The following is a 6,519-nucleotide window of genomic DNA, read 5'->3' on the forward strand; positions in this document are numbered from 1 at the left end:
ATCTATTATAATTTAATATTTCCATTTAAGGTATATTTTTTGTGGGAATTGAAAATATTTAGGGAATGATCATGATAAAGATAATAAAAATATAGAAGAATGTAGTGACTTTTTGTATTTTGGGAAAATAATGTTAATTAATGTTTGTTGACTTTTTTTTTTATTTAAGTTATAATTTAAGTGTAAAATCAATTAAATGATTTTATCCGCTGTTGAAATATTTTTCCTGGTCAGCAGGTTAATATGGAGGCACTCGACAGGTTCGTGTATAAGCCTGTTGCTGAATAGGAGTTTTCCGAAAAAACAAAATACACTTTATATAGAAATTTTCAACTCTGGAAAATCCAGAGTTTTTTTTATACATATTACATGGAGGAAAAAAGATGGACAAGTTGGATGAAGTAATGTCAGACTATGAAGCATTATTAAATAAAACTTATAAATATCAACTAATAGATAAAAATGAGTTAGAAGTTAAGTTTAAGACAGAAAATTTCCCTCATGTAATCGGGTTACATAAATTAGTTGATATAAAGGACTTAGAAAAACTTAGCAAAAAAATAATAAGTGGTAAAAAAATTTATAAGGAATTAAAAAAAGAAATTACAAATGAAATGATTATTACAAGTCCACACTATCCGAAAATAGAGAATAAATTTAATTATTTTTATAAGATTAAAGATTTAGTCTTTCAAAAGGTTATATATGACTTTGATAGAAGTAAACTAAGAACAAAAATTGATGCAGATTTAGTTTTATATACAATTGAGGATAATTTATATATTCATTTGTTTTTAGCAAAACGAAAAAGTTATTATGCACCTATGACCTTTATAGTTGAGGAAGATGATCGTTATATAAAAGGACAAACAGACTATGACATAAAAAAATTATATATATTAGAAAAAGGAAAAGATGATTTGGAATATATATATATTCCAGATGATGATCCTCAAAAAGAATCAGCAGTAACGACAGAGTAACAGTAAGTTGCTCTTTTTTGTTTGAAGATAAATGAAATTAATGTAATAACGTTTGAACGATATTCTATGCTAAAAAAATTAATTAACAGTGTCAATACTTAAAAGTATTGACACTGGCAAAGTGATAACCTATAATCAATATATATAATGGTGTCATAACTTAGTACCAAAATACAAGGAGTGATTTTAAATGATAATAGGTTATTGTAGGGTATCAACTAAAGGACAACTAGAAGGTAATAGCATAGAAGAACAATCATCTAAAATATTAGAAAGATATCCAAACGCTAATATAGTAGAAGAAAGTTATTCAGGAGCAAAAGAAAGAAATTTATTTAATAAAGTTCTAGATGAATTACAACATGATGATCTATTAGTAGTAACTAAGTTAGATAGATTCTGCAGAACAACTAAAGAAGGATTACAGTATATCGATATGCTCATGAACAAAGGTGTTAAGATACATATACTCAATATGGGGCTTATAGAAGATACACCTATGGGAAGGTTAATAGTAACTAACTTATTAGCATTTGCAGAATTTGAAAGAGCAATGATTATCGAACGTACTCAAAGTGGTAAGGCTATAGCAAAGACTAAGGAAGGATTCAAAGAAGGTAGACCTAAGGGGTATACTGATAAGCAATTAGATCATGCTCTTAGTTTACTATCAATCAATGGTGGAGATAAGAGTTATAGTGAGGTTGTTGAAATTACTGGAATGTCTAAAAGTACCCTAATAAGAGAAAATAATAAGAGAAAAATTAAATAATATTAGTAATTAGGGTATCAAATGGTACTCTTTTTTATGTTTTTATTCAAATATAATGTAATACATATAAAATACAATATATTGTATTTCAAATACAATGTTGAAAAATGAAAGATAAGGTGTATAATGAAAATATAAATAATAAATACAAATACAATACGTTGAAATACAATAGAAATATATATAAAAGGAGTGTTGAAAATGTCAGATATCAAAGCAACAAGTTTCAGAGTAAGTGAGGACGATATAGCAAAATTCAAGGAGTTTGCAGATAAAGAGGGGTATAACCAAGCAGAGGCATTTAAAAGCATTATGCAGACGGTAGAAATGGCAAAGGCCAAGAACATGATTAAAGACAGGGCTAAAGAGATAGAGGTATTTCAGGATACTATAAATAATCTTATGAGCATGTTTTTAAATAGCCTTAATGTTAATCAAACATCAGAGGAAAGAATAAGAGAGGAATTATCAAAAGAGTTACAAGCAAAAGACAATACAATAAGTGCATTATATGAACAGGTGCAAGATTTAAAAGCAGAGAACAAAACTTTAAAAGATAATAGTAAAGAGTTGGATGATAAAGTAACCATGTTAACAGAGAGAGGCATGGAGTTGATAGAACAATACAATACATTGGAAAATCAATTAAAAGTATCAAATAAAAATAATGAAACTTTGCAGGAGCAGTTGACAGAATATAAGCAATACAGAGAACAATATAAGTCGCTTGAAAAAGATTTAGAAAAATTAAAAGCAGATCATGAAGCATTAAAGGAAACAAATAATAAATTAAATAACGATAATGAGTTATTAAGTAATAAAATTAATGCTAATGGTGATATGATTAACTTCTATAAGAATGAAATTGAAAATAAGAATAAATCTATTGAAGAATATAAGGATAATATTAAGGCATTAGAGAATAAATATAATAAACAGATAGAAGATACTAAGGCAGAACATGAAAAAGCAACACATGAGCAATTAGAGAACACTGTAAGTAATTTAAATAATAAACATGATATTGAATTAAGCAAAAAGGATTTAGAGATACAAAAATTAAATAACATTATAGAGCAGTTACAAAATAAAACTAAAAAGAAGGTTGTAAAAGAAGGCGAATAGCAAGTAGTGGAAGTGTCTAGGCACTTCCTTATTTTTTGGTATTCAAATAATATATATTACTATGTTATTATATTACTTTAATATTGATAATAAAATAATATTTACATATAGTTTAAATGGTAATAAAATAATAATATATTACTAGTAACATATTATTACTTTATTACTATATTACTATATTACTAGCAACATAGTAATAAAGTAATACATAACACTTATAATGAAAGAGGGGGTAGCCATGAAAATAATTAGTATTTGTAACCAAAAGGGTGGTTGTGGTAAAACCACAACTACAGTAAATTTGGGTGCAGCGTTAGTCCAAGAAGGAAATCGAGTTCTTATCATAGACAATGACTATCAAGCAAATTTAACCGCTTCGGTTGGAATAACTCCAAATGATGTATCTTTGTTTAACTGTTTTAAAAAAGAATTAAAATTAAAGGATGCAATAATCAATGTTCCAACGTTAGGAAACTTAGATATAATTCCATCTAACTTGGATTATTCTAACGTAGATCATGCATTAATAAATGTTAAAGACAACAAATTATTACTAAGAAATTTATTGGAAGAATCGAATCTCAATTATGATTATATTTTAATAGATTGTGCACCATCATTAAATACTACTGTTATTAATGCATTAGTAGCAAGTGATAGCATATTAATACCGTTAGAACCTTCATTATTCAACTTACAAGGAATAGGAAATTTAGTTAAGATAATAAATCTTGTTAAATCTAATTTGAATCCTAAATTAGAAATTGAGGGGATACTATTAACAAGGGTAGATGCTCGTAGCAACGTTGCTAATGAATTCAAAGAGCAATTGAATAAAATATTCCCTAACAAATTATTAAAAACAGAAATAAACTTAAACACTGCAATAAATAGAAGTCAAAGTTCTGGACTTCCAGTGATGTTATATGATTCTAAAAGTAAAGGATCTGTTCAATATACGGAACTAACAAAGGAGATTTTAAAGAATGGCTAAAAAAGATATTAAAAATAATATTGGAGCAATGGGATTAGGAATTTTAGATGAATTACAAAAACCTATAAATTCAGGTGAAGAAACAAGGAAAAATATTGAGGTAAAAGAGGAAAGTAAAAAAATTAGAAAGACATTTGTTTTGTCTGCAGATACTATTGATAAAATAAATATTTTAAAAGCAATAAATCCTAGTGAAGAATTTGGCAGCATATTAGAAAAGGCCGTAAATATATATTTCAATAGTCAAAAAGAGCAAATTAATTTATTGGCAGAACAATTAAAAAAGATTGAATAAAATTCAGGATAATATAATAATAAATATTACTAATAATAAATATTACTGATAATATAGTAATATTTATGAGTTATCTATTCATAGATGTCTCTTTTTGTTAAAGAGATGATAAATAAAAGAGGAATAACTACAATGCAGTTATTCCTCTTTTATGTGTAATTCTAAAAAAGCATTTATGTTCATATATAGAATATTTTTTGGTAATACCGAAGAGATACCTAATACATACCTAAATAAATAAGAGAGAGTTTTGTTTATACCGAAATAATACATATATTATACCGAAACTTCTATTGTAATGTGTGTTTTAGTGAAAAACTACGAAGACCTAGAAAACTTATTATTTTCTAGGCTTTTGGCATATATGAGTTATGAAATAATCATATTTTATGATCATACTTATTAACAACATAATAAGTATGATCAATAACAGAATATATTATTCAAGTAAATAATATATGAGAAATCTACTTTTTATATTCATTAATTATTTTTTCATCTGGAACGAATTCAATTACATCAGATATACTACAATTCAAATAGGTGCAAATATCATTAAGTATTTTCATTGATACATACTCATTTTTACTCATTTTTGTCATAGTTGCAGATGAAGTTTTTATTGCAACTCTTAAATCCTCTTTATTCATATCTTTATCTACTAAAACTTTCCATAACGGTTTGAAAGAAAATCCCATGGTTCAACCTCCCAAATATAATATCATAATACTAGCATAATTCTTTAGTTTTTTAAAGAATTACTTTATATATGTATTGACATTATGGAATAGTGCTATATAATAAAAGTACAATCTTTAGAAAATTAAAGAAAAAGTTTAACTTTCTAAAAGTGTGAGAATTCAAAAAATAAAATTTAATAAGAAGGAGTAGCATCTAAAGGGTACTACATATTAATAATTTTATTGTACCTTTTCCTGTTGATCCTAAAAAGAAATGGAGGTGAAGTTATTTTTATAAAATTCAAGTTATATTATGAACAAATATTGAATGAAAGTGGGAGATACACATGTATAAAAAAACTATATTAACTGAAATACCAGATAGAAGAAAGGTAGTAGAACGCATTCCAGATGAAGTTAGAGCCTGGGGAAAACCTACTGATTTAAAAAATTACGAAGCAATAAAAGAACATATAGAATATTTAAAGGTAGTTTTAAAATTAGATTTTGAGCGTAAACAAAAGGAATTAGATGAACTTTATTTCCAAAAAGATGTTGAAGTAATTCCAGCAATAGTAACCAGCAGACAGATGAGTTGTATGGATGCAGTTACTAGAAATGTTCAAGAAAATAATATACAAGGAGCATTTCATGAACTAATTGATATGATTATAAGCAATAATCAATTATATGATAAGCCTATTGATATTATAGAAAGAGTATTGATTAGCAATGCTATAATTCAGATAGAAACTCTTTTAAAATAAGTAGTTTTATAATTCTTATAGGCTCGGTAGTTGCAAATTAACTAATATGTTATGGAAAGATAATGTTATACTATAGATAAATATAAATGACAAATGCAAGGGGGAAATATATGTGATAAAAAAATCAAAAAGGATGATAGCAAGTTCACTTATGGTATTATTGCTAATTGCTTTAACTCCAATAAATAATGCTTTTGCAGAAACATCAACAGTAACAGAGGCAGAAAGACAAAATTATTTGCAATTTATTAAAAACGAGTGTACAAAAACAGATGATAATCTTTATTACAACCCAAAGGACGGAAAATATTATAAACTAGCACTTACTGCGAATGGACCTCAAAAACCTAAAAATGAACTTGTTGGAGAGTATTTCACAAACGAAGACGGAAGCATAATATATAATCAATGGAGACAAGTAAAAATACCAGGAAAAGATAAATATGCATGGAGATATTATGGTTCTGATGGTAAATGCGTACAAGGATATCAAACAATTGATGGCAAAAAATACTATTTATCACCGAAATCAGGAGATAACGTAAATGGTTATTTGAAAACTGACTGGTGGAGAGATAATGATGATAATTGGCGTTATAGTTATCCAGATGGCTCAATAAAAGAAGGATGGTTAAATTATAATGGAAACTGGTATTATATATATTCAGATGGTTTAATGGCTAAAGACACCACCACTCCTGATGGATACCGTGTAAACTCAAAAGGTGTTTGTGTATCATAAAAAAATATCTTGATATAAAAAAGAAACCCCTAAATATTTTAGGAGTTTCTTTTTATCTACAATGGATTATTTATTATCTCTGTCTTAACAATTACTTCTGGTATTAGAGCCTGTAAATATTTTTGTGTATTCTGATTTTCTTCTTAGAAATAATGAATAAC

General features: G+C 26.6%; 8 protein-coding genes. 7 read left to right on the forward strand and 1 reads right to left on the reverse strand.

Translation table 11 applies throughout. From position 1 onward, the window contains the following. Positions 1–383: 383 nt before the first annotated feature. From GXK56_RS24935 to GXK56_RS24955, 5 genes are all read left to right on the forward strand, one after another. Entirely contained in the window at positions 384–983 is a 600-nt protein-coding gene (locus GXK56_RS24935) for a PBECR4 domain-containing protein (RefSeq protein ID WP_160692578.1), read from the forward strand. A 190-nt stretch (positions 984–1,173) separates the two neighbouring features. Further along, entirely contained in the window at positions 1,174–1,755 is a 582-nt protein-coding gene (locus GXK56_RS24940) for a recombinase family protein (RefSeq protein WP_160692580.1), read from the forward strand. Between the two features lie 201 nt (positions 1,756–1,956). Further along, on the forward strand, positions 1,957–2,880 hold the full coding sequence (locus tag GXK56_RS24945; RefSeq protein WP_160692582.1) for a hypothetical protein: 924 nt from the start codon (positions 1,957–1,959) through the stop codon (positions 2,878–2,880). Positions 2,881–3,118: 238 nt separating this feature from the next. Further along, positions 3,119–3,874 carry a ParA family protein gene (locus tag GXK56_RS24950; RefSeq protein ID WP_160692584.1) on the forward strand — a complete coding sequence of 252 codons (756 nt, stop codon included), beginning with the start codon at positions 3,119–3,121 and terminating at the stop codon, positions 3,872–3,874. Next, a complete protein-coding gene (locus GXK56_RS24955; protein ID WP_160692586.1) occupies positions 3,867–4,169 on the forward strand; it encodes a hypothetical protein in 303 nt (100 codons plus the stop codon). Before GXK56_RS24950 ends, GXK56_RS24955 begins: the two co-directional genes overlap by 8 nt. A 467-nt stretch (positions 4,170–4,636) precedes the next feature. On the opposite strand, the gene GXK56_RS24960 is transcribed toward GXK56_RS24955, so the two are convergent. Further along, positions 4,637–4,867 (reverse strand): helix-turn-helix transcriptional regulator, encoded by a 231-nt coding sequence (locus GXK56_RS24960; RefSeq protein ID WP_160692588.1) that lies wholly within the window; start codon positions 4,865–4,867, stop codon positions 4,637–4,639. A 329-nt stretch (positions 4,868–5,196) separates the two neighbouring features. Between GXK56_RS24960 and GXK56_RS24965 the strand changes: the two genes are divergently transcribed. Both GXK56_RS24965 and GXK56_RS24970 read left to right on the forward strand, forming a co-directional pair. Beyond that, positions 5,197–5,616 (forward strand): hypothetical protein, encoded by a 420-nt coding sequence (locus GXK56_RS24965; protein ID WP_160692590.1) that lies wholly within the window; start codon positions 5,197–5,199, stop codon positions 5,614–5,616. Positions 5,617–5,728: 112 nt separating this feature from the next. Further along, positions 5,729–6,358: a hypothetical protein gene (locus GXK56_RS24970; RefSeq protein ID WP_160692592.1), complete on the forward strand. Its 630-nt coding sequence runs from the start codon at positions 5,729–5,731 to the stop codon at positions 6,356–6,358. The last annotated feature ends 161 nt before the right edge of the window (positions 6,359–6,519 follow it).

The organism is Clostridium sp. C2-6-12 (assembly GCF_009928485.1).
GTDB lineage: Bacteria > Bacillota > Clostridia > Clostridiales > Clostridiaceae > Clostridium.

Coding starts and splice junctions, on each gene's coding strand:
- GXK56_RS24940 (WP_160692580.1), top strand. CDS start 1,174: ATGATAATAGGTTATTGTAGGGTATCAACTAAAGGACAACTAGAAGGT.
- GXK56_RS24950 (WP_160692584.1), top strand. CDS start 3,119: ATGAAAATAATTAGTATTTGTAACCAAAAGGGTGGTTGTGGTAAAACC.
- GXK56_RS24955 (WP_160692586.1), top strand. CDS start 3,867: ATGGCTAAAAAAGATATTAAAAATAATATTGGAGCAATGGGATTAGGA.
- GXK56_RS24935 (WP_160692578.1), top strand. CDS start 384: ATGGACAAGTTGGATGAAGTAATGTCAGACTATGAAGCATTATTAAAT.
- GXK56_RS24960 (WP_160692588.1), bottom strand. CDS start 4,867: ATGGGATTTTCTTTCAAACCGTTATGGAAAGTTTTAGTAGATAAAGAT.
- GXK56_RS24945 (WP_160692582.1), top strand. CDS start 1,957: ATGTCAGATATCAAAGCAACAAGTTTCAGAGTAAGTGAGGACGATATA.
- GXK56_RS24965 (WP_160692590.1), top strand. CDS start 5,197: ATGTATAAAAAAACTATATTAACTGAAATACCAGATAGAAGAAAGGTA.